At 51.1% G+C, this 24,789-nt stretch carries 30 protein-coding genes and 2 pseudogenes; 20 read left to right on the forward strand and 12 right to left on the reverse strand.

The genetic code is table 11. The annotated features are described in order from the left end of the window. Window positions 1-25 precede the first annotated feature (25 nt). Together PT964_RS17995 and PT964_RS18000 are read left to right on the forward strand one after the other, a co-directional pair. Complete coding sequence (locus PT964_RS17995; protein ID WP_274364780.1) at window positions 26-367, forward strand: VOC family protein; 342 nt, start codon at window positions 26-28, stop codon at window positions 365-367. Window positions 368-461: 94 nt separating this feature from the next. Beyond that, on the forward strand, window positions 462-908 hold the full coding sequence (locus PT964_RS18000; RefSeq protein WP_274364748.1) for a GNAT family N-acetyltransferase: 447 nt from the start codon (window positions 462-464) through the stop codon (window positions 906-908). Window positions 909-1,156: 248 nt separating this feature from the next. Here PT964_RS18000 and PT964_RS18005 read toward each other — a convergent pair whose 3' ends face one another. The 3 genes from PT964_RS18005 to PT964_RS18015 form a co-directional block, all read right to left on the reverse strand. Continuing rightward, window positions 1,157-1,612, reverse strand: coding sequence for a nucleoside deaminase (locus PT964_RS18005; protein WP_274364749.1), 456 nt, complete (start codon window positions 1,610-1,612; stop codon window positions 1,157-1,159). Window positions 1,613-1,629: 17 nt separating this feature from the next. Beyond that, the gene (locus PT964_RS18010) at window positions 1,630-2,097 is read right to left on the reverse strand and encodes a winged helix-turn-helix transcriptional regulator (protein WP_274364750.1); all 468 of its coding nucleotides are present in this window, start codon (window positions 2,095-2,097) and stop codon (window positions 1,630-1,632) included. 186 nt (window positions 2,098-2,283) lie between these two features. After that, window positions 2,284-3,198 carry a phosphatidate cytidylyltransferase gene (locus tag PT964_RS18015; protein WP_274364781.1) on the reverse strand — a complete coding sequence of 305 codons (915 nt, stop codon included), beginning with the start codon at window positions 3,196-3,198 and terminating at the stop codon, window positions 2,284-2,286. Between the two features lie 97 nt (window positions 3,199-3,295). Between PT964_RS18015 and PT964_RS18020 the strand changes: the two genes are divergently transcribed. The 10 genes and pseudogenes from PT964_RS18020 (at window position 3,296) to PT964_RS18065 (ending at window position 9,883) form a co-directional block, all read left to right on the forward strand. Next, a complete protein-coding gene (locus PT964_RS18020) occupies window positions 3,296-3,832 on the forward strand; it encodes a hypothetical protein (RefSeq protein ID WP_274364751.1) in 537 nt (178 codons plus the stop codon). A gap of 21 nt (window positions 3,833-3,853) precedes the next feature. Further along, complete coding sequence (locus PT964_RS18025) at window positions 3,854-4,834, forward strand: phosphotransferase family protein (protein ID WP_274364752.1); 981 nt, start codon at window positions 3,854-3,856, stop codon at window positions 4,832-4,834. Between the two features lie 17 nt (window positions 4,835-4,851). Continuing rightward, window positions 4,852-5,337 (forward strand): annotated as a pseudogene (locus tag PT964_RS18030) (2-thiouracil desulfurase family protein). Window positions 5,338-5,340: 3 nt separating this feature from the next. Next, window positions 5,341-5,823 (forward strand): DinB family protein, encoded by a 483-nt coding sequence (locus tag PT964_RS18035; protein ID WP_274364753.1) that lies wholly within the window; start codon window positions 5,341-5,343, stop codon window positions 5,821-5,823. Between the two features lie 474 nt (window positions 5,824-6,297). After that, a complete protein-coding gene (locus PT964_RS18040) occupies window positions 6,298-6,366 on the forward strand; it encodes a putative holin-like toxin (protein WP_425262762.1) in 69 nt (22 codons plus the stop codon). A gap of 571 nt (window positions 6,367-6,937) precedes the next feature. Then, the gene (locus tag PT964_RS18045) at window positions 6,938-7,318 is read left to right on the forward strand and encodes a DUF6794 domain-containing protein (RefSeq protein ID WP_274364755.1); all 381 of its coding nucleotides are present in this window, start codon (window positions 6,938-6,940) and stop codon (window positions 7,316-7,318) included. A gap of 155 nt (window positions 7,319-7,473) precedes the next feature. Further along, entirely contained in the window at window positions 7,474-7,851 is a 378-nt protein-coding gene (locus PT964_RS18050; protein WP_274364756.1) for a DUF3024 domain-containing protein, read from the forward strand. A 41-nt stretch (window positions 7,852-7,892) separates the two neighbouring features. Then, complete coding sequence (locus tag PT964_RS18055; protein WP_274364757.1) at window positions 7,893-8,696, forward strand: nucleotidyltransferase domain-containing protein; 804 nt, start codon at window positions 7,893-7,895, stop codon at window positions 8,694-8,696. A gap of 82 nt (window positions 8,697-8,778) precedes the next feature. Then, a pseudogene (locus PT964_RS18060) lies at window positions 8,779-8,910 on the forward strand (ArsB/NhaD family transporter); the annotation flags it as partial. 157 nt (window positions 8,911-9,067) lie between these two features. Next, on the forward strand, window positions 9,068-9,883 hold the full coding sequence (locus tag PT964_RS18065; RefSeq protein WP_274364758.1) for a type II CAAX endopeptidase family protein: 816 nt from the start codon (window positions 9,068-9,070) through the stop codon (window positions 9,881-9,883). Between the two features lie 293 nt (window positions 9,884-10,176). On the opposite strand, the gene PT964_RS18070 is transcribed toward PT964_RS18065, so the two are convergent. From PT964_RS18070 to PT964_RS18090, 5 genes are read right to left on the reverse strand one after another with little or no spacing between them, the layout of a single operon-like run. After that, window positions 10,177-11,703 (reverse strand): sensor histidine kinase, encoded by a 1,527-nt coding sequence (locus tag PT964_RS18070; protein ID WP_425262761.1) that lies wholly within the window; start codon window positions 11,701-11,703, stop codon window positions 10,177-10,179. After that, window positions 11,700-12,386, reverse strand: a complete 687-nt coding sequence (locus PT964_RS18075) for a response regulator transcription factor (protein WP_274364759.1) — start codon at window positions 12,384-12,386, stop codon at window positions 11,700-11,702. The genes PT964_RS18070 and PT964_RS18075 overlap by 4 nt, the downstream gene beginning before the upstream one ends. After that, window positions 12,383-12,970, reverse strand: a complete 588-nt coding sequence (locus tag PT964_RS18080) for a ferric reductase-like transmembrane domain-containing protein (protein WP_274364760.1) — start codon at window positions 12,968-12,970, stop codon at window positions 12,383-12,385. Before PT964_RS18080 ends, PT964_RS18075 begins: the two co-directional genes overlap by 4 nt. A 5-nt stretch (window positions 12,971-12,975) precedes the next feature. Beyond that, on the reverse strand, window positions 12,976-13,893 hold the full coding sequence (locus tag PT964_RS18085; protein WP_274364761.1) for an FAD:protein FMN transferase: 918 nt from the start codon (window positions 13,891-13,893) through the stop codon (window positions 12,976-12,978). A 13-nt stretch (window positions 13,894-13,906) separates the two neighbouring features. Further along, window positions 13,907-14,203, reverse strand: coding sequence for a hypothetical protein (locus tag PT964_RS18090; protein ID WP_274364762.1), 297 nt, complete (start codon window positions 14,201-14,203; stop codon window positions 13,907-13,909). A gap of 287 nt (window positions 14,204-14,490) precedes the next feature. Between PT964_RS18090 and PT964_RS18095 the strand changes: the two genes are divergently transcribed. From PT964_RS18095 to PT964_RS18125, 7 genes are all read left to right on the forward strand, one after another. Beyond that, entirely contained in the window at window positions 14,491-15,585 is a 1,095-nt protein-coding gene (locus PT964_RS18095) for an ABC transporter substrate-binding protein (protein ID WP_274364763.1), read from the forward strand. Beyond that, on the forward strand, window positions 15,561-16,649 hold the full coding sequence (locus tag PT964_RS18100; protein ID WP_274364764.1) for an ABC transporter ATP-binding protein: 1,089 nt from the start codon (window positions 15,561-15,563) through the stop codon (window positions 16,647-16,649). Before PT964_RS18095 ends, PT964_RS18100 begins: the two co-directional genes overlap by 25 nt. A gap of 11 nt (window positions 16,650-16,660) precedes the next feature. After that, window positions 16,661-17,491, forward strand: coding sequence for an ABC transporter permease (locus PT964_RS18105; protein ID WP_274364765.1), 831 nt, complete (start codon window positions 16,661-16,663; stop codon window positions 17,489-17,491). Beyond that, window positions 17,481-18,293 carry an ABC transporter permease gene (locus PT964_RS18110; protein WP_274364766.1) on the forward strand — a complete coding sequence of 271 codons (813 nt, stop codon included), beginning with the start codon at window positions 17,481-17,483 and terminating at the stop codon, window positions 18,291-18,293. The genes PT964_RS18105 and PT964_RS18110 overlap by 11 nt, the downstream gene beginning before the upstream one ends. Window positions 18,294-18,299: 6 nt before the next feature. Beyond that, a complete protein-coding gene (locus PT964_RS18115; protein ID WP_274364767.1) occupies window positions 18,300-19,184 on the forward strand; it encodes an agmatinase family protein in 885 nt (294 codons plus the stop codon). 39 nt (window positions 19,185-19,223) lie between these two features. Beyond that, the gene (locus tag PT964_RS18120; protein ID WP_274364768.1) at window positions 19,224-19,802 is read left to right on the forward strand and encodes a helix-turn-helix domain-containing protein; all 579 of its coding nucleotides are present in this window, start codon (window positions 19,224-19,226) and stop codon (window positions 19,800-19,802) included. 168 nt (window positions 19,803-19,970) lie between these two features. Beyond that, window positions 19,971-21,500 carry an ATP-binding protein gene (locus PT964_RS18125; protein WP_274364769.1) on the forward strand — a complete coding sequence of 510 codons (1,530 nt, stop codon included), beginning with the start codon at window positions 19,971-19,973 and terminating at the stop codon, window positions 21,498-21,500. A 67-nt stretch (window positions 21,501-21,567) separates the two neighbouring features. On the opposite strand, the gene PT964_RS18130 is transcribed toward PT964_RS18125, so the two are convergent. From PT964_RS18130 to PT964_RS18145, 4 genes are all read right to left on the reverse strand, one after another. Beyond that, complete coding sequence (locus tag PT964_RS18130) at window positions 21,568-22,320, reverse strand: DUF4247 domain-containing protein (RefSeq protein ID WP_274364770.1); 753 nt, start codon at window positions 22,318-22,320, stop codon at window positions 21,568-21,570. Window positions 22,321-22,334: 14 nt separating this feature from the next. After that, window positions 22,335-22,841: a DUF4178 domain-containing protein gene (locus tag PT964_RS18135; RefSeq protein ID WP_274364771.1), complete on the reverse strand. Its 507-nt coding sequence runs from the start codon at window positions 22,839-22,841 to the stop codon at window positions 22,335-22,337. A 39-nt stretch (window positions 22,842-22,880) separates the two neighbouring features. Then, window positions 22,881-23,282 (reverse strand): DUF350 domain-containing protein, encoded by a 402-nt coding sequence (locus PT964_RS18140; RefSeq protein WP_274364772.1) that lies wholly within the window; start codon window positions 23,280-23,282, stop codon window positions 22,881-22,883. 109 nt (window positions 23,283-23,391) lie between these two features. Then, on the reverse strand, window positions 23,392-24,060 hold the full coding sequence (locus PT964_RS18145; RefSeq protein WP_274364773.1) for a PspA/IM30 family protein: 669 nt from the start codon (window positions 24,058-24,060) through the stop codon (window positions 23,392-23,394). Window positions 24,061-24,188: 128 nt separating this feature from the next. Between PT964_RS18145 and PT964_RS18150 the strand changes: the two genes are divergently transcribed. Then, window positions 24,189-24,707, forward strand: coding sequence for a hypothetical protein (locus PT964_RS18150; protein WP_274364774.1), 519 nt, complete (start codon window positions 24,189-24,191; stop codon window positions 24,705-24,707). The last annotated feature ends 82 nt before the right edge of the window (window positions 24,708-24,789 follow it).

Genomic DNA, 24,789 nt, shown 5'->3' on the forward strand with positions numbered 1-24,789 from the left:
TATCTATAAGGAGATGAGCCGAATGATGGGAAAAGTGATCGGATTCGAGTTAAACAGCCAAAATGCCGAGAAGGCGGCGGAATTTTATTCGAAAGTGTTCGGTTGGGAAATTTCCGAGCCGAATTGGGGGTATCGGGAAGTACGCACGGGCACCGGCGGCATGGGCGGAGGAATTGCCCAAGGACCGCACGATTACCCGCACGGCACCCGGATTCAAATCGAGGTCGATTCGATGGACGATGCCATTGCGCGGGCAAAGGATCATGGCGCCATGGTCGTGCGCGATAAGATGGATTTTGGCGATTTCTATCTTGCTTATTTGGTAGATCCTACGGGATTGGGTATCGGCTTGATTCAGAAGAAATAGATGCGGCGGGATGCGGACAATCCGAGATCGGCTTTTACTTTTGCCAATAAGGGCCGCCTCTATGTCCGCATCCTAAATTGGCGGGAGGAGATCCATGGAATTTGTTGAGCTTGACCTAGAAGGACTGCAAGTGTTGGAGGAGTGGTTTAAAGATCCCGAAGTTTTGAAACGGTTAACCGGGAAGCAACCTTTGCGTCAATGGTTTCAAAATGTTCAACAATCTTCGAATTACTGGGCTTGGATGGTTACACAGGAAGGGCAGCCGGTTGGACAAATTGCTATCGAAATATATTCTGACCGAACCGCAGCATTAAGTTTATTGACCCACCCCCAATTGCGCTCCCAAGGTTACGGGAAGCGAATGTTGGAACAGTTATTGCTTCGTCCGGAACTGGCCGAAGCAGTTTCGATTAAGGCAAACATAGAGCCTGACAATATAGCAAGTGTTAAATGCTTCACAAAAGCCGGCTTTACCGAGCAGGGAACGGACGAATACGGTTATCTCGTATTTACTTATTCATTGAAGGTGGAATGCGGATGAACATTTCGAGTGAGCACCGGTTTCTACTCGAGTCTGTGAAAGAGTGGTTCAGCCGCTCCGACCAGATTTCATATTACTCTTCTGAAGCTGTGGAAGGTCTGACTGAGGCAGAGCAATATTTTTTGGATGCTTTGCCGGAACGACTTTCGAATTGAACGATTTGAACGCGACGCGACGCACGGCGGTGAAGGGTACATGAGACTAATATCATTGAAAAAAGATTGATAAAAGCCCAAGAAGATGATTTCTTACCCTCGTTCCTTCCAATGCCTCATCGGATTTTCTTGCCCTTCGCGCAGCGGCATTCGGGTCATCGAAAGCGCGCGTTCCTCTCTGGGCTTCCGCAGCTCTTCGTATATGAATTTCGACTTGCCCAGCCCGGCTTCAGCCGCATCCTCGACGGACGCGCAATAATAAACCTTCTCGATGCCGGCGAAATACATCGCCGTCAGACACATCGCGCAAGGCTCCCCGCTGGCATACATCGTATAACCCGACAAATCGCCGGTTTGCAGCCGCTGCTGCGCGCGCCGAATTGCCAGCAGCTCCGCGTGGCCGCTGACGTCGTGCGTTCTATGCAGCTCATTCACGCCTTCCGACGCAATTCCGCCGTCAGGGCCCACAAGCACCGCGCCGAAAGGCTGCCCCCCTTCGCGAACGTTGTTCGCTGCTAATTCAACCGCGCGTTCCATGAATCGATCCATAACAACAACCTCCATCGTTACTCTTGATTCAAGTTTAACCTGCTTACCACGCTGTTCGGTCCGATAAAGAAGGAGCTGCCGGACTCGACCGCTTCGCGCCAAAGCCGAACGACAAGCTCTTTGTCGTGCTTCATGGAAGCATACCATTCGTCCGGCGCTTTCGTGACCGGATGGTTCAGAGATCCCCAAACGGCGATCTCATACATCAAAGGAATCAGGTTCATTCCTTTCTCCGTTAAGGTATATACGTATTTTCTTCGGTCGTTCTCGTCAGGCGTCTTAAGAATAATGCCCTTCCGTTCCAAATGGACGAGACGCTCCGCCAGCACGCTCGGCCCGATCCGCTCCTCCGATTCGAGGAATTCCCCGAACGTCTTCTTGCCGAGCGCGAGCATATCCCGAACGATCAGCAGCGACCACGTGTCGCCGAATAATTCAACCGTTAAATTAATAGGACAGAATGATTTATTGTCTTCTCTTTTCATACTAACATCATAGCATATTTAGTTTGATTACCAAAGTAAAGTGTGCTGCTAATCAAAGTAAATTGAGGAGTGTATAACGATCTGAGGACGGTGCGAGGATCAGCGTACGGGAACTCTCTTTACTAAGAAAAACTTCCTCTAAAACGCGGTCGCCCATCCTTGAAAATACTTCGATAGAAGGTTTTCTTACATAAAATCGAAGAAATACCGGATCACATGAAAGAAGATCGGCGACGTATAAGTCAAGCTGTCGACCCGGCTTAAGTAGCTTTCTTTCAGCGCGACGAATTTATCGTCGTCCCCGATTAACAAATCCCGCTTCAGCACGGAAACCGTCAAGCTGCCGAAAAAGCCGCTCAGGCTGATCAGCATGCCCGATAGATAGCCGAACGTTTGATCAAGCGGTGTCAGATAAGGGTAGATCAGATACGAAACGGCAGTCGTTACGAGAAAAGCGCACGCAAAGCCTTCCCAAGTCAAATACGGGTTAGCGGTCGGGACGACCTTCCGCTTGCCGAAATAGATTGAAGCCAGAAAGTGCACGACATCGTTAAGCTGCGTCAGCACTACAAGAAATAGCACCAACCCGCCTCCGTACTCCGGTGTTGCAAATTGGAAGTAAGCCAAGTGGCTGAGGCCGAACACCATCAGCATAAGTCCCCATTGGGTCGAGCTGACGCTGCGCACAAAGCCGACCGTTCCTTTGTTGATCAAGCGCGGCAGCGGCATGAACAAAAATACATAGATCGGAATAAAGACGATGAACATCCCGTACCAGCCGATATAAATCCAATAAAACTGCACAGGGATCGACAAGTATGCCCATAGAAAAAGCCTGCGGTCGGCTTTTCTCGTCCGGATCATGGAGAAGTATTCCTTCAGTGCGAAAAAGGTGAGCACCATTAAAGATAACAGCGAAACAACAGGGTTAAAGAGGGTAGCCAAGAAAAAGATGACGAACATGCCCCACCATGTTTTAATGCGGTATCCGATGGCGGAGTAGTCTTTGTCGGGCTGCATTTTTCTTACAATGAGATAAGCCGCTTGAATGACCGTCAGGGCCGCAAATATCAATATTAATGTTATAAAAGAACTGCTCAGAGCCATCACCAACTTGTCGACGAGGTAGGGTTCAACGTAGAGCCCATGTGTTATTATGAAGGAAAAGCGCAATCTTGATAAGGGGATATTTCGCAAAATGACAGCCGATCGATCGGTATATATATTGCTGACGAATACGGGAACACTTTTCACGAAAACGATACAAAGCTATACGAAGGCGCCTTATAATCATGCCTCGATTTCCTTCAATAAGGAGCTTTCGGAGCTGTACAGCTTCGGGAGGAAAAATCCGAGCAATCCGTTGAACGGCGGGTTCGTGAAGGAGGATATTAAGACAGGCACGTTCAGCAAATATCCGGAGACGACGTGCGTTATTTATGAGCTGAAGGTAACCGAGCGGGAAGTCGAGAAAATGAAGCGCGTTCTGCACATATTTATCCGAAGCCGCCAAAAGTATCTTTATAATATTCTGGGCGTGATCGGCATTGCGCTCAAAGAGCCGGTCGAATTCAGCAACTCCTACTTCTGTTCGCAGTTCGTGGCGGAAATTTTGCAGCGATCCGGCATTAAGCTGTGGAATAAGCTGCCCGCCCTCGTTACGCCGGACGATTTCCGGCAAAGCGACCGGCTGCAATTGATTTACGAGGGGAAGCTAAGCGAATACGAGCCATAAAGTTGAGAGAGGAGGGGGAGCGTGAAAGAAGGCTGGGAACGAATGGATCCGCCCGCTTCTCTTGATCTTAGGGAAATTAACGAAATCGTTACGGCCGCCTTTCCCGCGAAGAAGGTGACGTCTGCCGAACGAATCGGCGTCGGGTTAAGCAATGCGAACTATAAAGTCCATGTGGAAGGACTTACTGCGCCGTACGTGTTACGGTTGTACCGCCAAGGCAGGGATATCGCGGACAAAGAGCTGGCGGTCGCTCGCCTTGTACGGCAAACCGTTCCTGTGGCGGATTTTATATATGCGGATACGAGCTGCAGCGCTTTCGAGCAGCCTTGGGCTTTGCTGGAGTGGAAGGAGGGGGTTCTTTTGCGCGATTTGCTGCGGAAAGGATCGCCTCGGGAGCTAGCTTCCGCCGCAGCCTCGGTAGGGTCCGTTCTTGCCGGCATCCATCGTTTTACGTTCCCGGATTCGGGATTTTTCGACAAAACGCTGCGGGTCACCGAACAGTATCCCATGAACGGAGAACGGTTTCTGGCATTCATCGAGGATTACTTGTTCCGTAGAAGGTGCGGCCGCTGGTTGGGAGAAGAGTTGGTTGAAGAGGCATGGTCGTTCTGCCAAAGGTACGGTTTTTGCTTGTCGGAAAGCGGCGAAAAGCCCGTCCTCGTTCATTCGGATTTCAACGGATTAAATATTTTGATGGACGAAACTAGGGAAGGATGCCCGGTATCGGCCGTGCTCGATTGGGAGTATGCGTTCGCCTGGAGCCGGAACGCGGATATTGCGAACATACTCCGGTACGAGGAGGACGGTTCGGTATTTGTGGAGCATTTTATCGGGGCGTATTTAGAGCATGGCGGGGTGCTTGAGGATAATTGGAGGCTCCTATCCAAGCTGGAAGACCTTGTCGCCTTGTGCGATATGCTGAATCAATCCACGGAGCATACTCCTAATCGAATCCGCGATTTGCGGAGGTTGATCGAAAGAACGGTTCAAGGAACGTATTGAAACCGGAGGGAAAGATTATGATCTTGATCAGTTCCTGCTTGGCGGGAGTGGCCACGAGGTATGACGGGCGGGACAATTACCGCGAGGAGATCGCATAATTGTTGAAGCAAGGCAAAGCGGTGCTGGTATGTCCCGAGCAGCTGGGAGGCTTGCCGACGCCCCGTCCGCCGGCGGAGATTGTCGGGGGCAACGGAGCGGATGTGCTGGACGGCAAAGCTAAAGTAATGACGAACGACCATACGGACGTTACGGCTGAATTCGTTCGCGGCGCCGAGCAAACCTTGAAGATCGCCCAATCGGTGAGCGCGAAATACGCGGTGTTGAAGGAGTCCAGCCCTTCTTGCGGCAGTAGTTTAATTTACAACGGCACATATACCAAAACCAAGCAGCCGGGCTTCGGGGTTACGGCAGCATTGCTTCGGCGTCACGGCATCGAGGTATATTCGGAGGAGAACTTCCGGTGCTTGATCGACAAATTGAATCTGACAAAGGAGGGCGGCTGATTCATGAAAGCGATGTTCCGTTACAATTGGGCCGTAAGAGAAGACTGGTACCGTTGGTGCGAGGATGTGCCCGAAAAGGAGCTGCTTCGCGTTCGTACGGGGGGAATCGGGGGCATTTTACATACGTTGTTTCATATCGCCGATGTGGAATGGAGCTGGATTCGGTTGATGCAAGGGAAGCCCGATTTCCAGGAGAGTTTTGACGATTATAACAGTCTGGAGAAGGTTCGTGCGCTGGATGCGGCGTTCCGTACGGAAGTCGTAGAATTCGTGGAAGCATGGGAAGAGGGGATGGAGCAGCGCCCGCTGTATGTGCCCCAGCCGGATGGGAGCGTTCGCGTCTATGCGTGGGGTGAAGTGATGTGTCACGCGATCGCACACGAAATCCATCACATCGGCCAGCTGTCGGTTTGGGCGAGAGAGGTCGGGAAGAAGCCAGTGTCTGCTAATGCGATCGGCAGAGGGTTGGTCGTTCCGATGAGGTAGGGTATGTCTTGAGGGTGCGAGTTCAGTAGGCAAGAGTACTACTTGCAAGGAATTTGTTTCTCAATACAATGCATTTGTTGTACCCGAAACCACTTTTCTTTTTGATAAACCTCAACTTGAAGGCAAGGAGCTTATGAATAGAACGACAAGTTGATAGATGGAGTATTGTACAAGGAAAGACTCAGGAGTATGAGTACGTAATTTTAGATGGTGACATATTTAAGATATGGTATAGCTGGATTTCTGGGTTTGATTACCTATACCGCACTCATAAGGTGGTGAGGGTTTGTGAGCACATAAACGTTATAGGATATCCGGCAAATGTTTAAAAACTAAAATTTATTGCACAAACATATGTTCTTTATATCGGTGGAAGGTAATGGTATGATTGGGAAGTACAATTGAATCTTGGGTGGGCATAGTTTCCCTTCGAAAGGAGGTGAAACTATGGAGTTAAAAGATGCACTTACAATCATGATTTTATTCGCTTCTTTTGTCTTAGCTCTTTTAACATACATCGGGAATAACTTCAGAAGAAAGTAGAAACCCACCCCAAGGTTCGCGCCGAAGGTGGGTTTCTGACTCCGTTTTAACTTAGAGGGAAAGACCCATCCAAGCAGTTGTATAGCCGAGTGTTAGCCGCACTCGGCTTCATTAATTAAAGAATATCATATTAAAAAGCCAATGAAAACCCTTAGGCAAACACTTTAGTTAGCTGATCAAAGAAGTGCCGGAAATCACGTAACTCATTTTCCAGATTAGATATTGCGAATATGTTGTTTTGGACACACTTGCACTCTCTTGAAATAGCGGAAAGATGTGTTGATGGGTTTTTAAATGCTTATAAAGAACAAAGAGAATTAGATTGCTCTTCAGAGCAAATTCATTCTTTTGTGATTTTTCAAGAATGAAGAATAATCGATTTGGTGAACGAAGATTTTTCAGAACAGGTGAAGCGAGAGTGGAACCTACGGCTTAAGTGGACTCTAGATCATAAATTCGTATGATATTCGGAAAATGATTGTATAAAAGAACAACGTATTTGAAAGTATCTCAAGAAATGGCAACCTCCGACGCAAGATCGTAAAATTTAAGATAAGAAACGAGTGAATTTATGCGCCAACGTATAGCAATTGATTCGCTTTCGGATCTTATATTGCACATTAAGACCAATTTATCCGAGGATGCCAGAAAACAATTAAAGAATATGAGGAGCGATGAATTATATGGGTTACATTTTTCTCTTGGCTTACATATCAGGAACACATATGAATTAAGAGATGCTAGCGCAGTTCCTAATCTTATAAGCGAATATTTGACATGGAGAAGAGAAGTGGATGGTGATCGATTTAAAATAAAGGACAAAGATGAAAAAAGCATAGAAATTAAAGAAATGGTTGAAAGAAAATTCTATTTAGATAGAGATACTATGTCTTCAAGAATAATTAGATTATTATGGAGAAATTTAAAGGAGGAGGGTGGGGATAACTCATAGATATCGAAGAGGCGATTGTCGGGCCACATCCGCACCGACTAACCGAATCGCAGCCGCTCACAGCGGGGCTTTCGCCCCTTGGTTTTCAGATGGATAATCATGTAGGATGACGAAGATAACACACGACCTGGCCCAAAAGCCGGGTCATGTCGTGAATGCGAGAACGTTATGTTAAATCATTGCTTGCTATATTTAAAGGAGTGAGAGAAGTGCTAGATGTCTTTACAAAAAAGAGAATAGAAAAAATACTTGAAAACTATATTGATAAGAAAATTCCGGAACATCTCAGAAATGATATTCAAATTCATTATAAATTTAGAGGGAATACAGTCACATTAAGTCAAGAACGGCCAGGATACATGGGAAGACGTTTCGAGTACCCCATTGCACAACTAAGGTTAGAAGAATCTTATTGGAAGGTGTATTGGCAAGATAGTAAGAATAAATGGCATTTTGTAGATGATATAAAACCAGAGAAAGACTTTGAAAAACAATTAAAAGAAATAGATGGCAACAGTATTTTTTGGGTCTAATCAACGATGGCGATTAATAGATAAGAGGCAGAGCAAATTTTATGAATACATTTTTGGAGCACACGATTAGCGAACTCACTGCACATTTAATGGGCATAAAAGCAATAATTCTTAGAGGCTCACGACTTCAAGAGGAGCAGGTCGATTTCTGGTCGGATTATGATTTGTTAGTTGTACTAGAACCGGAGGCTGCACTAAATGAACATTATTTTATTCAGGCGGTTGAGAGGATCGGTACCGTTATCGGATGTGAGAGCTACAGGAAACCCGAATCATTTCTTTACAGAACAGCTATCGAGCATAACGAATCAATTCATTTATTGGATGCTTCCATTTGTACATATAATGAATGGCTCACAGAAGAGTCAGCAAGCAATACCTCAACTGTAGTGTATGGACAGATCCATGCAGATGAAGTCAAAGAAAGGCAGACTGACTTTTCATTTGATTCGTACGAAAGTAAGGTAAGTGAAGTATGGTTCAAGTATTTTGTTGCAATTAAGAAATTTGCACGAAACGACAATCTTATCGGCTTACATTTGCTTCTGGAATTAGTGAGGGAGTACTTGGTTGTTGAGATGATTGAAAGAGATATTCAACAAGGAACCAATATTCATAGATTCGGACGCCAAGAGAAGCTGCCAGTGTCCATTAAATTAACTCAGATAGAAGAATCTAATAAGCAAGCGGTGTTTAACTACATACTTAATTTAGCAAAAGAATACGACGACAAATTAATTAAAAATGTTAAAGATTACACTAGTAGGTTTCAAGAGATATCTGACTATGTAAATGAAACAAAACGGCAGTTTAAGAAGAACGTGAATATAGGAGACGATATTTAATCATGGCCGCCTTATCGAAAGGGCGGTTTTCATTTTGCCGGTAATTGCAGCTAGACATCTGAGGATAAGGCGGTGCTGCCCTGTGCTGTCGCGCAAAGATGTGAAGATCAGCTGGGGGTATTACTTCAAGGTGGGGATTTTGCTGACGGCTCCGACACTTTTCATTACGTTGGCGGGGCTGGTTCTTTGGCTGTCCTTTGTAGACACCTTATAACGAATACAAACAAGAAAGTCACACCCGGTAATGGCATAAGGAAGGGCAGAGTCACATAAGCAATTGTGACTTTTCCCTTACCGTACGTCACTGCCGGATCGTGACTTTTTTTTGTTAGGGTTAAGGCAACAACGAAAACGATGTAGGAGAGAATGAAATGAACAAGTTAACGGCCTTATCCCATGCAAAGCTTTATGTTATTATCGCGCTGGTTAGCGCTACGATTATGGGGATGCTTAAGTTCCCCGGACAAATCTACATGTTTTCCCCGATGATTGCGGTACTGATTATGCTTCTGATTACAGGCGAGCTGTTTAAGCGCAAAGGCTGGACAAGGCTCGGATTGCATAAAGCTGGGTTCAAATATTGGGGACTGGCGATTGTCGCACCGATTGCGGTGCTGGGGATCGCATATGCGGTGCTTTGGGCAACTCCCTTCGCCTCGTTTCAGATCCCGGACGGTATAACGACGGCGATGCTGCTTATGTTGCCTGTCAAATTGTTAATCGCTCTTGCGATTTATACGGTAACTAGTTCATTGGGTGAAGAAATCGGATGGCGAGGCTATTTGCTTCCGAAGCTGAGCGGCATCGGCTGGAGGAAAGCTATGCTTCTGATCGGGATCGTTCACGGCGCATTCCATCTGCCGATCATGATTTTCGGCGATTACCATGCTGCCGGCAATCCTTGGATCGTGCTTCCGATGTTTTTTCTTTCGACAATCTTGATCAGCTTTGTCTTCGGCATAACGCGGATTAGCACCGGAAGCGTGTGGCCGGCCGCGATTATGCATGCCGTTCATAATGTTGCTTGGGCGGCGTTCGGCGAGTTTACAGCCGTTCATTCCGAGACTGCGGAATATATCGGCGGGGAAAGCGGGATCGTGGTTATCGCTTTATACAGTGCTATTGCGATCTGGCTGATGAAGAGGGAAAAAAGAGCTTTGGCTGCACCGGTAGCTGCAAAAGGATAGCCGGGAGGGCCGACCGTCAAAAAATGAACTTATCTGCATGAATAAACTCAAAAAACGAACTTATCATGCTGATGGGAAGCAAAAGTTCAGCACCGGCAGCACAATAGAATCAAACTTTGAGCTTAACGAGCTTAGCTTCGGTAGCATCCGTCAAAATACGCTCAAAAAATGAACTTACCCGAACGGATAGTCTCAAATTTTGATCGTATCCTAGACTATTATCGTTGTATTCCAGTTCCAGTTCCAGTTCCGGATACGGATAGGCCGACCGGGTAGCGAAGGCCGCTTCTCGGTCAGCCCATGTTGTGCAGTGGCAGGCGCAGCGTAAAGGTGCTTCCGCGTCCGGCTTCGCTGGCCGCCGCGATCGAGCCGCCGTGAGCCTCGGCAATCGACTGGGAGATCGACAGGCCCAATCCGGCGCCGCCCAGCTTGCGCGTTCGGGACGAGTCGATTCTGTAGAACCGTTCGAACAGGTGAGGCAGGTGTTCGGCCGGAATGCCGGACCCATTGTCCGAGATATCGATATAACCGTACTCCGCATCCGAACGAACGGTAACAACGATTTGTCCTTCTACGGGATCCGTATGCTGGACGGCGTTATGGAACAGGTTCAAGACGACCTGCTTCACTTTATCGGGGTCGAACGTTCCGTATATTCCATGCGTTTCCGCAGCTTCAACCATGTCAATGCGAACCATGTCAATGCGAACGGTCCGGTTGCCGGCCAGCATTCGCAGATGCGGCTCCATCTCGATTGCAAGCTCGTTCAAGTCGGTTTCGCGAAGCGAAAGCTCCGGGGCGCGATCCAGCTTCGCCAGCAGCAGCAAGTCCTCGACCAGCTTCTTCATGCGGACCGATTCGCCGCGCATGCTGTCGAGCGCCGAATGCAGCTGCTCCCGCTTGTCGGCCGCGCCGCGAAGCAGCACTTCCAGAAAGCCGTGGATCGACGTCAAAGGGGTGCGAAGCTCGTGCGAGGCGTCGGCAATAAACCGCCTCATCTGTTCCTTCGCTTCCCGCTCCGCCTCGAACGATGCCGCCAGGCGGCTCATCATGCCGTTGAACGACTCCGCCAAACGGTCGATTTCCTCTTGCCCCTGCCCGACAGGCACCCGATTATCGAGATTGCCGGCGTCCGTTCTCTCCACGGTCTTGATCATATGCTGCAGAGGATGCAAGGTGCGCCGAAGGACCGGCAAATATAACGCCAGGCTGCCGGCAAGCGCCACAAGAGACAGTGCGGCAAAAATAAGCAATTGCTGCAATGCGATGGCTTTAAGCGGAGCGGTCGGCTTCCCGATCTGGATGATCCCGTTGGCATTGCCCGGCCCGCCGATCGCGCGAAAGACGATCAGCTGCTCGGTCCCTTCTCCGTTGCGAACGACCCGGTAATCCGAAGAAGGAGTAAACGGCTTCGATTTCCGCATAATGCGCACGTATTCCGCGGCCGGCAGCCGGGGAGAAACGGCCCCGTTGTTTAACCCGGTAATGTCCAGAAAGCTCCCGTTCGCGTCAATCAACGCAATGGAGGTGCTTTCGAGAAACAGCATCGGCTCGCGGGCTCGGACTGCGGTTGCATTCCCGGCAGGCTCCCGGCCCGCCCCTTGCCGGGACCGTTCCATAATTTCTTTAAGGGGCGCTCTGGCGTTATCGAATAACGAATCCGCTTCATTCCGAAACAAAAAGTTTTTCATAAACACATACTGAAAAGTGCCGATCAACAGCAGCAAAGCGGCTAAAATCAGAAACGAACGTGCCAGCAATTGGAACCGGAGGGAGCGCCGATTCAGCCAATAGAGGGCAGGCGAACGGAAATGCATCATGACAAATCGACTCTGTATCCGGCGCCGCGGATTGTGCGGATGAGCCGGTGATCTTTGTCGCCGAGCTTATCCCTCAGAGACCTCACATACACCTCGACAATATTTTCATCTCCCCCGAAATCGTATCCCCAAACCGCATCCAAAATTTTCGCTTTGCTGAGTACGATGTCGTGATTGACGATGAAATATCGGAGCAGGTCGTATTCCGTGGGGGAGAGATCAAGCACTCTGTCCCTATGGCAAATTTCTCTGCGGCGGTCGTCCAGGCGGAAGGGGCCGAGCGCGACTTCTCCGTAGAGCGAAGGGAACTGATTGCGGATTCTAGCCTCAATGCGCGCAAGCAGCTCCTCGAAGCTGAACGGCTTGACCAAATAATCGTCCGCGCCAAGCTTGAGCCCTTTTACCCGGTCGTCGATTTCATCCCTTGCGGTAAGCATAATGACCGCCACTTCCGTCCCCTTCTTCTTCAGCAGCCGGCATGTTTCGAATCCGTCGATGCCCGGCATCATGACATCGAGCACGACAATGTGTGGCTGGAACTCGGCAGCTGTATGTAAGGCGGCCATACCGTCCGGCGCGGTGCGAATTTCATAGCCTTCTTCGGCAAGCCCCATCTCCAAAAATTGCAAAATATGAGGCTCGTCGTCTACGAGCAGTATGCGTATGTTTTTATTTTGGCTCATCGGTAAGCCCTCCCGGCAGGTGCGGATGATTCCGGCTTTTTCTCAAAAGAAACCGCGGCGACGCGGAACAGCGTAAGAATGACGATCATTCCGGCAGTGCCGATATACACAAGCTTCGCCCAGACAAATGGAGTGTCGGTCCCGAGCAGAACGCCGTGCAGCAAACTCATGAAGAAGCCGGGGAACGCAAGATAATGAATGGAGCGCCACAGCTTTTTGCCGAGCTTCTTCATGAGATCGGAGGATAATAGTAAAATGAACGCGATATAAAACGACAGGATGCCCAGACCGTTCAAGAACGCATGCGAGCGGGTCGTGAACGGAATCAGCAGCTCGCTGGGCGTGTATCCGACATACCGGTCGAATAAGAGCACGCTGCCGTGAACGATGCCGAACAAAAAGCCGAACCAGCCGCTCGATTGGTGCAGCGTCAGCAGCGCGGATTTGGCCTTGCCGCTCAACAGCTTTAAACTCATCGTAATGCCCGCGGCCGTTGACACAAACAGAAGCAAGTATGCGGTCAAGCCCGCGGCGCGCGTTGCGGACCATACGCTGAGGGCGTTCATCCATTCGTTGATGTTCATGGGATTCATGCCCCTTCCATTATATATGGTTTGAGATTCGTACTCATAATAAGCGAGCCGTCCGCGAGAACGGCAGCCGCCGCACAGTCCGGATGACGGTCGGCCAGCCATTGCATGCCGCTGTCCGCACCGAGAATGAGAACGCATTTCGCATACACTTCGGCGTCGACAAGGCCTGGCGCGAAGACGGTAGCCTGAAGCAAGTCCGATTCCAAAGATAAGCCGCTCCGGGGATCGATAATATGATTGCGGAACCGGCCTGACGAGTCCTGCCATCTGCGTTTCATTGTGCTGCTCGTAGCGATGCCTATCGTTCCTTGCAGACGAAGGATGCATACATCTTGATCCGCGCGCATCGGATCGGCGATGCCGATCTCCCAGCCGCCCTCCGGCGAGCCCCATAGCGCGATGTCTCCGCCGGCCCCGATCGCTCCGGTACGGACGCCTAATCTATTAAGCTCGAGGGAGAAACGGTGTGCGCTCCACCCTTTGGCGATTCCGCCGAGATCGACCGAGACGCCGGGCGCAAGTGTGATACTCCGCGTATCGGGTTGCAGTCGGGCGGGGCAATTGGCGACGGCCGGAGGAGCGAACGAATTGCCCGGCTCCTCCAAGGGAGCGATGGACAGGGACTCGAACGATTCCGCGTACCCAAGCATCCGAAGCCGTTCGCCCAAGTAAGGGTTGAATAACCCTTCCGTCTGACGATAATACCGATCCGCTTCGGTGACGACTTCATAGAGCAAAGGGGAGGCGGCGAACGGCCGGCCTTCGGCGCGGTTCAGCGCCGACAGCTCGCTGCCTGCCCGGAAACGGCTCAAGCGGCTTTCAACGAAGGAGAACCAGCTTTCGGCCATGATCTGCAGCCGCTTCGGAAGACCCTCCGTAAAAAAATGAGAGTTCATCGCTCGGAAGGTATGCATGGCAAGTCACCGGTTAAGACGCATGGCTGCGCATTCTGCCGAACGGCGGGGCATGCGATGCGCCTCCGGAATCGCCGAAATCGCCGGAATTGCCGGGCTCGCTTAAATCCCATGGAAAGCTCTCGTCATCGCCGGTTTGGAACCAATCGTCACTATGGTTTGCCTCGACCCGGTCCGAATCCGATATTTGCCCGGATCGCGCCGTTTCCGCCGATTGCGTATGTTGATTCGCATTTATACCGATAAAGCCGGCGAACAACGCCGTACTTGATAAACCGACGACCCATTTGATCCACTTGTTATTAGCCATTGAATACATCCTCCTTGTTCGTTTCAGATGCGGCGCATGACTTCATTATGCACGGGCTACCTTAAATCAAATTGAAGGGAAACTGAAAGTTAGCTGAATGCCTGCCTGAATCGGACGATCCGCAGCCCTTCCATCAATTGACTCGGAAATCCGGACATAAAACATGTCTCTATGAATTGACAGTTGCATAATTATCAATTATTCTGAATTATTATTAGTAGAATTAATTTTTCGATAGGCAACCGGACACGACAACGGCGGTGCCGCAACAAGGAGGAGCTTGCATTATGACACCCGGTAACAAGAAAGGTAGAGTAATAGGAACTTTAGCCGCAACGATTTTATTTTCATTTGCCGCGCTGACGGGATGCGCGTCGTCGAATAATTCCGCCGCAGGCGATCAGGCCGAGGCGGGAGGGGCAAGCTCCAAGAAGCAAGAGCTGGTCGTTACGTCCTTCGGAGGAACGTACGACGAAGCGTTCGCTAAGTATGTGATCGAGCCGTTCGAGGCGGAAAATCCCGGCGTAAAAGTAACGCTCGCTCCTTACACCGGAGTGGCTAAGCTTTCCCAAGGGGGCGGAGACGCGATCGATATCGTTCAGCTGGACGATTTCGACATCATCGACGCGGGACAAGCCGGTTTGTTGTCGGAATTGAAGCAAGACGAGTTTTCGCATTGGGGCGATTTGTACCCGCAGGCGATTTTGAACGGAGAGGGCGGTACGACTTACGGCGTCGTCAATGTGTTCGGCGCATGGGGTATTGCATACAATCCGGAGAAAATGGAGAAGCCCGAATCTTGGAACGACCTGTGGGCTCCCGAATTGAAAGGCAAAGTAGCGCTAATGAGCCAATGGATTCCGGACATTCTGTTGACCGCGGAAGCCGTGGGCGCAAGCACGGACGGAGATATGAAGCCGGTATGGGACGCATTCCGCAAGCTGACGCCGTCGGTGGCTCAATATTACTCTTCCTTCTCGGCGCCGGAATCGTTGTTCGGCACGGGGCAAATCCATGCCGCCGCATGGTTTGACGGAAGAGCGCTGGCTATGAAAGAGTCCGGAAGCTCGGTCGATTTCGTGCTGCCGAAGGAAGGCGGCGTATTGATCCGCAGCGGCTTGGGCGTTATGAAGAGCAGCAAAAATCAAGAGTTGGCACGCAAGCTGATCGACTTTACGTTGACGCCTCAGGCGCAGCAAGGGTTCGCGAAGGAGCTGTTCTACGGCCCGACCAACAAGACGGTGGAGCTCGACGCAGATCTTCAAAGCAAAGTCGTCTACGGCGAAGAAACCCTTTCGAAGCTGATTGCCCCGGATTGGACGAAGCTGCTGCCGATGAGAGAGGAATGGCTGACCCAATGGACAGAAGCAACCGCGCAATAACAGGTTCGTTGTCTCTCCAGCAAATTAAAAAAAGCTACCATCATAATACGGTCGTTGAAAATGTGAACCTGGAATTGGCCGAAGGCCAATTCCTTTCCCTTTTAGGCCCGAGCGGCTCGGGCAAAACGACGCTTCTCCGCATGATTGCCGGACTGAATCAGCCCGACAGCGGGAAAATCGCGCTTAACGGCTCCGACATCACTCATACACCCGCAAACAAGCGGAATTTCGGCATGGTGTTCCAGCAATATGCGTTATTCCCGCATATGACCGTATGGGATAACGTCGCATACGGGCTGAAAGCCAAGAAAGAACCGAAGGAAGCCGTTAAGGAAAGAACAGAGAAATATTTGCAGCTGGTCGGTCTGGACCATCTGGCGAAGCGAAAGCCGAAGGAGCTTTCCGGCGGCCAACAGCAGCGGGTCAGCTTGGCCCGGGCGCTCGCCGTCGAGCCGGCGCTGATGCTGTTCGACGAGCCGCTCTCCAACCTCGACGCGCGGCTTAAGGAGCAGATGCTCAAGGAGATTCGCAGCCTGCACCGCGCGCTCGGCTTCACGGCCGTATTCGTTACGCACGATCAGAACGAGGCGCTGTACTTATCCGACCGTATCGCGGTGCTGAATAAGGGCCGCATCGAGCAGTTCGGAGCGCCGGAGGAAATTATCGCTTCGCCGAAAACCGCGTTCGTCGCCGATTTCTTCGGTTATACGAACCGGATGGAGGGGGCGGTGCTGGCGGATAACGGCATGGCGAACATCGGGGCGCTCAGCGTGCCGGTCGGCCATGTCGGCGAAGGCGCCAAAGCGGGAGACCGCGGGATTGTGCTGCTGAGGCCGAGTTCGATCGTTGTCGCTGACGGCGAAGCAGCCGACTTGTCCGATGCGTCGGTCGTCGATTGCCGCTACTTAGGCGGCTCGACGGAGTACCAGCTGCAGCTGGACGGCTACGGCGGCAGTGCGGTGACGGCCGTCGTCCCGCGGCTCATTCAGCCGCTGCCCGAGGCGGGGACGCGACTTAAGATTTCGTTCGTTCCGGACTCCGTCGCCTTCTTTAAAGAAAGTTAGGAGGGAACGCCATGCCGAAGATGATAAGGTTTTACACCGTTTTAGGCTGGATCGCGGTCGCTTATATGGCCGCATTGTTCCTATATCCGTTATTGAAGGTGTTCATGTCCAGCCTCACGGCGGGGGACGCCTTCGCGCTGACCAACTATGAGCGGGTATTCTCATCGGCGGTTTATACGAAGGTGCTGGGCAGAACGATGTGGATTTCGTTCGTCAGCACGGCGATTGCGCTTGTACTCGGTTACGCTCTCGCCTATTTTATCGCCACGCGGCCGAAGAAATCGCAAGGCATGTGGCTCATGCTGATCATTTCGCCGATGTTTATGAGCTTAACGATCCGGCTGTACGGCTGGCTGATCGTGCTGAGCAACGAAGGTCCCGTTACCGGGCTTCTCGGGGCACTGTCTCCTTCGGGGGAGGCGCCGCAGCTTTTGTTTTCCGCGTTCTCGGTCATTGTAGGCATTGTGCATTACGTGCTTCCTTTTATCGTGCTGAATGTGTATACGTCTTTGAAGAAGCTGAACGAAAGCTTGGTCGAGGCTTCGACGATGCTGGGGGCTTCCCGGCTTCGGACGTTCCGGCTCGTGACGCTCCCGCTGTCGATGCCCGGCGTATTTGCCGGCGGCTCGATCGCCTTCGCGCTGTCCGCGAATACGTTCCTTGTGCCGATTATGCTCGGTGGACCCGCCAACGGAATGCTTTCGAACGTCGCTTACAATTCGATTATTACGATCGGAAACTTCGGGCTCGGCTCCGCGATTTCCGTCGTGCTGCTCGTCATTGTCGTGATCGTGCTGCTCATCGCAGGCATGCTTGAGAGGAGGGGGCACCATGCAGCGTAGCTTAACATGGCTCGGATACGCGTTTATCGCCGCTTTGATGCTGTTCGTTCTAAGCCCGATTCTCGTCATCCTGCCGGTGTCCTTCGGATCGGGGAACATGTTTCAGATTCCTGCGGGCGGTTGGTCGGTTGCGCGCTATCAGGAGCTGTTTCAGGATGAACGGATTTGGTCGTCCGTTTGGCTGAGCTTCGTCGTCGGCGTAAGCTCGACCGTGGTTGCCGCCGTCATCGGGCTGTTCGCGGCGGTCGGCATCGTCAGAGGAAAGCTTCCTTTCAAAGGGGCGCTCGAGTCGTTCTTCCTGGGGCCGCTCATCGTTCCGCTTGTAACGACGGGCATCGGATTTTTAATTTTATTTGTGCCGCTCGGCATTCTTTCTTCCCCGGTCAGCTTGGTGCTCGCCCATTCGATCGTCATTTGCCCTTACGTCGTGCGGATCGCGACCGCAACGCTTCGCCATATGGATCCGGCGCTGGAGGAAGCGGCGATCGTGCATGGCGCTCAAGCCGGCTACGCGTTCAGGACGGTGGTGCTGCCGCAGATGACGCCAGCCATGATTTCCGGCGCCTTGCTTGCGTTCCTGGTGTCGGTCGACGAGTATACGGTAACGAGCTTTTTGGCGCAAACGAATACCATTACGCTGCCGATTCGCATCTATCAGCTCGTGTCGATGGATATTAACCCGGTCGTTACCGCGCTCGCGGGCCTGACGGTCATCGTTTCCATCGCGATTGTTCTGATTCTCGAGAAAAAATTCGCCATCCACGAATACCTCGAGATGAAATCCATCATAGAAAGCGAGTAATGAGTTATGAATGCAACAACGAAAAACTTCGGTATTGTCGGATTTCCTTGGGACGGGGGCGCATCGCTCGGCCGGCCGGGCGCGCGCTACGCGCCGCAGGCGATTCGGGAGAACGCCAAGTGGCTGCAGAACCGCATCCAAGGCGGAAAGGTGTACAACGTCGAGACGAGAGAGCTGATCGACTTCAACGAGTCGAAGATGATCGATTACGGCGATATCGACATTGTGGCTTACAGCACGGAAGCGACGTTCGCGAATGCGGAGAAGAAGATCGGGGATTTGCTGGATCAAGGCGTATTTCCGTTCATTCTCGGCGGAGACCATTCGATTTCCTACCCGGGCATCAAAGCGCTGCACGACCGGACGAAAGGCAACGTAGCAGTTATCCAGTTCGATACGCATCTCGATCTGGTGGACGATTCGCCGGTTCAGGGCAAATTTTCGCAAAGCAGCCAAATGCGCCGCGCGCTGGAGCTGCCTAGAATCCGTCCGGAACACATCATTCAGCTCGGGGTTAGAAGCTACAACTATCCTTGGTACGCCGAGTATTTGAAGGAGAACGGCATCGTCCAAATTTCCGCAAGAGAAATTCACAGGACTTCGGCCGACGTGATCGTCGAGCGCGTACTGGAAGCGTGCAAAGACGCTGATGCGATCTACCTTACGTTCGACATCGACGTACTGGAGCCCGCTTATGCTCCGGGATCGGGAGCCAACGAGCCGGGTGGACTCACTCCGGTGCAGTGCTTCGACATTTTGGACCAGCTGTATACGAAGATTGACGCCATGGATATTGCTGAAGTGAACCCGCTTTTTGACCATCAGGATATTACAAGCAGCATCGGGGCGCGCATTCTGTTCGATTGTGCGACGACGAGAACGAAGGGATAGTCGCCTCACTATCAGCAAATATGCTTAGGAGCGTGAGTAATGGCCAAGATCGATCAAATGGAATTTCCCAAAGGGATAATCGGCACCAAAATTCGAAAGTTACGCAGAGAGCTAGGGCTTACGGTTGACGAATTGGCGAAGAAAACCGGGTTAAGCCAGAGTATGGTATCGCAAATCGAAAACGGCCTGACGAACCCTTCGTTGGATACATTGTGGAAGATCAGCCATTGCCTCGGCGTTCCGGTGTTTTCCTTCTTTAAAGAGATCACCTCCTCGGAGGTTAAGGTCACGAAGCGGGAAGACCAGAAGCTGATGAAAATGCTCCACCCGAACGTCATCTACAGAATATTGTCCCCGGCGCTCGATAACGGCATAGAGGTGTTTGAGCTCATCGTGCAGCCAGGCGAGGCGAAGCACTTCCCGCAGCTGAACCATCAAGGGGAAGAATTCGGTTACGTGGTAGAAGGACGGTTGGAGGTCATTATTGAAGATCGGGTATTCCGGCTGGACACCGGAGACAGCATTTATTTCAATAGCGGCCAAAAGCATAAATTCAACAATCCGGGCCCGGAGCCGGCCGTCGGCTTGTGGGTCATGATTTCGAAGAAACAGCTATGAAACTGAATCTATTTAAGCTGATGCACGGGAACCGACGGGCGTCAGCTTTTTTTAGGCATTAAGTCGCGTTTTTCTCAAGCCTCTTTAATTTTATATATTTAAAAATTTTCTATTAGTTTATAATTATTTTAGCAATATGCTCCATTAACGATGGAACGGAGGATTCATTTGCAAGAGATTGAGCGGAAAAGTCATATACATCTGAGTCAACTGGCTTCTGTAGGGCAAATCGCCGCAGGCATTGCGCACGAAGTCAGAAATCCTCTTACCGCGGTCAAGGGCTTTCTGCAATTGTTAAAGGAGAAAAACGACGCCACCTACATTGAAATTGCCGAACGTGAGCTGGAGGATGCGATCACGACGCTGCAAAACCTGCTTCAGGTGTCCAAGCCGGATTTGGAGGACGAACCCTTCGAATCGATTAATTTGTCAGTCGAGCTTGAAAACCTGTTACCCTTGTTTCAGGATCAAATATATCGGGTTCAGATCGTCAAGGATTTCAAAGATACGGATAGTTATGTGTACGGCAAAAAAAATCAATTGAAAAAAGCGTTGTTCAATTTGTTGAAAAATGCGTTCGAAGCTATACCCGATAAGGGAACGATCGTATTGGGACATGAGGTACAAGACGATTACGTGGTGATATACATACAGGATTCGGGGAGCGGCATTCCGAAAGAGAAGCTCGACCTGCTCGGAACGCCGTTCTTTACGACCAAGGATGACGGCACGGGCATGGGGCTTACCCATGTTTTTTCCGTTGTCTACCAGCATAACGGCAGCATCGATGTGGAGAGCCGATTAGGGGAAGGAACGAAGTTCACGATTACGATTCCGAAGGAAACAGGATACCGGACCCGAGGTGTGTTCAAGATGGACTTGCAGTTTATGGAAAGCCAGACGATGAAGGAGTTTTTCCTGTCCAATAAAGCCCAGTTCGAAGAGCGTCTGCTTAATGAAGCGATTAACGTACGGGATAAGATCAACGAAATTCTTGAAGTCGGAAACATCAATCTATTGTCGAATGCGCTCAAGCTGGTGCTCTACGTGGTGGATGAAAAGCACACCGAGTTGATTTCGTTCGCCAGAGCGGAAGGAGTCGCCTGGGCGAAGGTTTCGTTGACGTTAGCCTTTAAGCTGGAATGGATTCAAGCGATTCGGAGGGTGCTGTGGGACTTTCTCTACAACTATTCCAGACTGAGCGGAACTTTAAACGACGGCGAGTATATTTACGCGCTGGAGAAAACGATCAACGAGCTGATCGACCAATTTTTGAACAACTTCTTCATCAGCTATTCCCAATATAAGGACGACCTGATCCGGATGCAGAGGGAGATGGTTGAGGGCTTGTCCGTTCCCATTATACCTTTGACGCCGTCGATCTCCATTTTGCCGTTGATCGGGACCCTAGATTTGCCGCGGCTGTATACGATTCAAGATAAAGTGCTGCACGAAATCGGAACGACCGGCATTGAAACGATTATTTTCGATCTGTCCGGTACGGCGGAAATGGATTCCGATAACATTCGAGTGTTTTTGAACACGCTGGACGGTGTCAAGATGATGGGCTGTACGGCCGTCATTACCGGAATTCGTTCTACAATCGTAAAGACGATGATTCAACTCGGGCTAACCTTCGAAAATAGAGCGGTGACAAAGGGAACGCTGCAGCAGGCGCTGGTCGATTATCTTCGATAGCTGAAATAAAAAATCCCCCTTGGTATGAACTCGAAATACCAAGGGGATTTTCTTGACGTATGATGCGTTATCGTCGCCTGCCGATTTTTCCGATTCTTTTACTGATCTTCGGCGGTTTATATTTTTTCGGCTTCGTGAATATGCCGCCGCTTTTGCCGTTGTCGCTGCTGCTGCCGCTTCCTCCGCGGATGATTTTGCCGGTGGAGGGGGAGGGAGCTGCGGACGGCGAATTTCCGCCGGCGATCGTCGAGCTTGCGTCTTTGGACCGCCGGAATATGGAACCGGACCGTTCCACCGTCATCGGCGGAGCCATCTTTTTGTCGTCGATCGTCGGCGTCCGGTATTTCCCTTGCGGCGTATACACGTCTTTAGAGGTATAGCCTCTATATTTTCCGCCGCCGTACCGTCCGTGATCGAACAAATCGCCGATTACAGAAGCAAGCAAATATCCTTCCAGGAAGCCGGGGCTGTAGTTGTTCCGGACGTATTCCTTGGAATCTACCTCGATCAGCGTGTCTTCAGGCGCTTCGGGGTCTTGCTGCAGCTGAACGATCTCGTCGGAGTAGACGAGGAACATACGCTGCGTGTCTTCCGCGGATTGCTGCTGCGGCCGCCGCTGTTCGATTAACGCGTTCGCAACCTCGGGAACGCTCTGGCCGGATGCCCGATATACATAAGAGGTTTGATTGCCGGAGCCGCCGACGGATTCCAGCGGGTACTGTTCTTGTATTGTGTCCGTGATACCGCATGCGGCGAGAAGAGGGACGATCAAGCTGAGAATCAACAGCTGCTTGATCCCTCGGTCCAGCCATCGTTTCATATGAACCGCCTCCCCTAGACTCCCCGTAAAACGCGTACGTCGGCCGGAAGCACATGCTCGCCCTCGTACAGCATGAAACGGCCGTTCTGCCATTCGATGCGGAGAAGCTTCAGGTTGTCCGATTGATATTGCCATACATACTGCTCTCCGCCTTGCATGAACGGAGTCTTGCCGACCGAGGCGATCGTTCCCGAGTAATGCTCCTCCATGTGATAGGTGCGGTCATCCAACTCAATCGTTGTCGGCACTTCATCGATGGAATCGAGCCGGCCGTCGATGGGGGAATACAGCGCGAAGATTGTTTTCTCGCGGTCCTCGACGACCAGGTAACGGATGTCCGCGCCGTCCTGGAGCGTCAGCACGACTGCGTTGCGATCGCGGTTTTGGGTGCGTCCCGTAACCTGATACGTAACCAGCGACACTTCGCAAACGTCGCCCGGCCCGATCGTCAGAATGCTCTTCTCGGGTACGGGAGGCGCCGGTTTGCTGATGATGTTTTTAATTCGTTTGAATATGCTCATAAGAGATGCCGCTCCTTATTGCTTGGTTTAGCGTGTGGTTTATACCGCTCCGATAATCAACGCGCCGGCGAGATGAAGCGAGCCCGCCACGAGAGCGTACCCGACCTTGCCTTCATGGATGCCCTTCTCCAGCTGCAGCCGCATCGACGCCGACAGGACGAGCCGGGCGATCCATTCCAAAATAAGCAGCAGGATAAACGAAATGACGGAGATCAGCAACGCTTCCCACATATCGCTCGATTTCGCAATTGATTGAGCAAGGATGTAGGCTTGGGCCAACAGCTTCATGACAAATCGCGTCGTTACCGCCATGTTGCCTTCTTTTATTTCTTGGAGATCGTGATATCGGGTAAATAAAGAGTCCAAGTACATCAATATAAACAGCAGCACAGCGCCGGCGCCCGTCCACACGGGAATTCGGGCCAGATCGATCAATGACATCGTAACGCCTCCAGCGGATCTAGAATAAAAAGGAAAACCGCCTGTGCGTGTTTGGTGAGCGAACAGCACGGCACAGGCGGGAATGCTTAAGCTTTGTTGCAGTTATCGGTCATTGCTTCTCGTATTGCTTCATCAACGCGGCCAGCTCGTCTTCGACGGCTTTGTCTTTGTTCAGCTCCGCGAATTCCTCGTCAAGCGACTTGCCCTTGGCGGTCATTTCGTTGCTCGCCTCCGCTTGCGCCTCCATCTGAAGCATCTTTTCTTCCATCCGCTTCAAGCCCGCCGCCGCAGTATCCGAACCGAAGCCGGCCATCGCTTTGTTGATTTCGTTCTGCGCCTTGGCGGCGTTGTATCGGGCGACAAGCGTCTCGCGCTTGTTTTTCATCTCCGTCAGCTGCTTGCGCATTTCTTCAAGCTTGCTGCGCAAATTGTCCGCCAGCGCCTTGTTTTGCTCATAGCTGGCTTTGTATTCGGCCATCTTTTGCTCGGCGGCCTTTTTCTCTTCCAGCGCGCGTCTTGCCAGGTCGATGTTTTGCGCTTGCGCGGCCGTATGCGCTTGTTCGCTGCGCTTTTCGACGAGTGCGGCTTGTTCTTCGTACAGAAGCTTAAATTTTTTCTCCAGCGCGATTTGCTGCGCTACCGCTTTCTCGGCGTCCTCCAAGTCATCCTGCATATCGCGGATATATTGGTCCGTCAGCTTGATCGGATCCTCCGCCTTCTCGATCAGGGCGTAAACATTGGAAAGGGTCAAGTCGCGCAATCGTTTGAATATGGACATCTTATGGCCTCCCGTAAACATTTGATTTTTATAACTGTATATACGACAGCCGGCAGGTTTGGTTTCAACGGAGATGACGGTATGTGCCAATTTATGTATAATATGAAATCTAAGGAGTGATTCATGCGTTGTTCGTATCTATGAGTAGTATGAAGTTTGCCGCGTTGGAGGATACCGCTCTCGGGGCCGTTTGTTTTGATCCGGTAATTCCGAAGATTCGAGGGAAAAGTTTGGCGGTAAAGGAACAGGTTTACGAAGGGCTGACGCCGGGGCAGCAAGCTTTGTTTATGTTTAATGCGTATTATAATCATGCAAGTAAATCGTTGCCTGAGTTTTACTGGTGGAGCGCGTATTACTTGGCGCAGCCGAAAGCCTGGTCGGCGATCAAAGCTTCGTTGAACGTATTCGGCGCCGAAACGATGCTTCATCTATTGGACAGCATAGAGGAGCTGCTGGACCCGGAACGGTTTCCGCGAAGCTTGGACCGGTTTGCCGCGGCTTATAACGACCTTGACGGGAACCCGGCGCTGCTTGCCGCGATGGAACCGTTGTACGACAAGTTCAATGAAGCTTCTCCGGCTGCATTGAAGGCGATAGGCGGCTATATTAGAAATCATTCCGAACAGTTCATCCGATTCGAGGAATAAGCATGTAAGCCGCCTTGATGAGCAGGGGCGGCTTTTCTATGTACGCCCAGCATGGGCGTCATCTCTAGGGTGAAAGTCCCGA

It is taken from the genome of Paenibacillus thermotolerans, assembly GCF_028745515.1.
GTDB classification, from domain to species: Bacteria; Bacillota; Bacilli; order Paenibacillales; family YIM-B00363; genus Paenibacillus_AE; species Paenibacillus_AE thermotolerans.

Excerpts from the sequence above, each read along its gene's own strand:
- PT964_RS17995 (WP_274364780.1), top strand. The coding sequence starts at position 26 with ATGGGAAAAGTGATCGGATTCGAGTTAAACAGCCAAAATGCCGAGAAG.
- PT964_RS18000 (WP_274364748.1), top strand. The coding sequence starts at position 462 with ATGGAATTTGTTGAGCTTGACCTAGAAGGACTGCAAGTGTTGGAGGAG.
- PT964_RS18005 (WP_274364749.1), bottom strand. The coding sequence starts at position 1,612 with ATGGATCGATTCATGGAACGCGCGGTTGAATTAGCAGCGAACAACGTT.
- PT964_RS18010 (WP_274364750.1), bottom strand. The coding sequence starts at position 2,097 with ATGAAAAGAGAAGACAATAAATCATTCTGTCCTATTAATTTAACGGTT.
- PT964_RS18020 (WP_274364751.1), top strand. The coding sequence starts at position 3,296 with ATGACAGCCGATCGATCGGTATATATATTGCTGACGAATACGGGAACA.
- PT964_RS18035 (WP_274364753.1), top strand. The coding sequence starts at position 5,341 with ATGAAAGCGATGTTCCGTTACAATTGGGCCGTAAGAGAAGACTGGTAC.
- PT964_RS18045 (WP_274364755.1), top strand. The coding sequence starts at position 6,938 with ATGCGCCAACGTATAGCAATTGATTCGCTTTCGGATCTTATATTGCAC.
- PT964_RS18050 (WP_274364756.1), top strand. The coding sequence starts at position 7,474 with ATGCGAGAACGTTATGTTAAATCATTGCTTGCTATATTTAAAGGAGTG.
- PT964_RS18055 (WP_274364757.1), top strand. The coding sequence starts at position 7,893 with ATGAATACATTTTTGGAGCACACGATTAGCGAACTCACTGCACATTTA.
- PT964_RS18065 (WP_274364758.1), top strand. The coding sequence starts at position 9,068 with ATGAACAAGTTAACGGCCTTATCCCATGCAAAGCTTTATGTTATTATC.
- PT964_RS18070 (WP_425262761.1), bottom strand. The coding sequence starts at position 11,703 with ATGATGCATTTCCGTTCGCCTGCCCTCTATTGGCTGAATCGGCGCTCC.
- PT964_RS18075 (WP_274364759.1), bottom strand. The coding sequence starts at position 12,386 with ATGAGCCAAAATAAAAACATACGCATACTGCTCGTAGACGACGAGCCT.
- PT964_RS18080 (WP_274364760.1), bottom strand. The coding sequence starts at position 12,970 with ATGAACATCAACGAATGGATGAACGCCCTCAGCGTATGGTCCGCAACG.
- PT964_RS18085 (WP_274364761.1), bottom strand. The coding sequence starts at position 13,893 with ATGCATACCTTCCGAGCGATGAACTCTCATTTTTTTACGGAGGGTCTT.
- PT964_RS18090 (WP_274364762.1), bottom strand. The coding sequence starts at position 14,203 with ATGGCTAATAACAAGTGGATCAAATGGGTCGTCGGTTTATCAAGTACG.
- PT964_RS18095 (WP_274364763.1), top strand. The coding sequence starts at position 14,491 with ATGACACCCGGTAACAAGAAAGGTAGAGTAATAGGAACTTTAGCCGCA.
- PT964_RS18100 (WP_274364764.1), top strand. The coding sequence starts at position 15,561 with ATGGACAGAAGCAACCGCGCAATAACAGGTTCGTTGTCTCTCCAGCAA.
- PT964_RS18105 (WP_274364765.1), top strand. The coding sequence starts at position 16,661 with ATGCCGAAGATGATAAGGTTTTACACCGTTTTAGGCTGGATCGCGGTC.
- PT964_RS18110 (WP_274364766.1), top strand. The coding sequence starts at position 17,481 with ATGCAGCGTAGCTTAACATGGCTCGGATACGCGTTTATCGCCGCTTTG.
- PT964_RS18115 (WP_274364767.1), top strand. The coding sequence starts at position 18,300 with ATGAATGCAACAACGAAAAACTTCGGTATTGTCGGATTTCCTTGGGAC.
- PT964_RS18120 (WP_274364768.1), top strand. The coding sequence starts at position 19,224 with ATGGCCAAGATCGATCAAATGGAATTTCCCAAAGGGATAATCGGCACC.
- PT964_RS18130 (WP_274364770.1), bottom strand. The coding sequence starts at position 22,320 with ATGAAACGATGGCTGGACCGAGGGATCAAGCAGCTGTTGATTCTCAGC.
- PT964_RS18135 (WP_274364771.1), bottom strand. The coding sequence starts at position 22,841 with ATGAGCATATTCAAACGAATTAAAAACATCATCAGCAAACCGGCGCCT.
- PT964_RS18140 (WP_274364772.1), bottom strand. The coding sequence starts at position 23,282 with ATGTCATTGATCGATCTGGCCCGAATTCCCGTGTGGACGGGCGCCGGC.
- PT964_RS18145 (WP_274364773.1), bottom strand. The coding sequence starts at position 24,060 with ATGTCCATATTCAAACGATTGCGCGACTTGACCCTTTCCAATGTTTAC.